Origin of the sequence: Amphritea sp. (assembly GCF_050300915.1) — a bacterium.
Lineage (GTDB): Bacteria > Pseudomonadota > Gammaproteobacteria > Pseudomonadales > Balneatricaceae > Amphritea.
The window spans coordinates 1-540 of sequence record NZ_JBNKYN010000238.1 but is presented as its reverse complement, the minus strand read 5'-3'; the positions used below and the strand labels follow the sequence as shown (position 1 = coordinate 540).

The following is a 540-nucleotide window of genomic DNA, read 5'->3' as shown; positions in this document are numbered from 1 at the left end:
AGACCCTGTCCCCGGCTTGTGTACCATTAACAATCTCCGCATCTAATATATGCTTATCGACTGCCCTATCAACCAAACGAGTTCCATTGCATAAACCACTGTGCAGGTCTAGATTATGGAGGAGAATAAGGGGACAATTGATCTTGATCCTGAGCTTGTGCAGCGATAGACCATTAGGTGTGATGGAATTGAGAAAGTCTTAGGATAATTGTTACGTTCATCATCATCCACCGAATCAAAATTGTAGAACACCATAGTTTTGCTTGGAAATCTGTCAATCATTCTTACATTAATCTCATCCACATAGTCATTCCTCATGCAAAGAATTCCACGCTCATGCATGTATTGGCATTATTGCTAAGATCAGGGAACACACAGTCAATCAGGCGATCAATAGAGTGTTTGTCCTTGTATTCAATGACAATATCTTTGTGAAGATGAATGTAATCACCTGCAAACGTATCTTTGGTCCCATTACCGACCCTAAGAAGATAATCTGAAAACCAAGGATCAGATTGTACCCTCATATTTCTAGTAAGA

The 540-nt window shown here is 39.8% G+C and carries 1 protein-coding gene and 1 pseudogene; both read right to left on the bottom strand.

Annotated elements, in window-relative coordinates; translation table 11 throughout:
- A pseudogene (locus ACQY8X_RS21195) lies at positions 1 to 187 on the bottom strand (hypothetical protein); the annotation flags it as partial.
- 127 nt (positions 188 to 314) lie between these two features.
- Positions 315 to 540 (bottom strand): hypothetical protein (locus ACQY8X_RS21190; protein ID WP_428037106.1); only part of this gene is annotated, 226 nt, incomplete at its 5' end.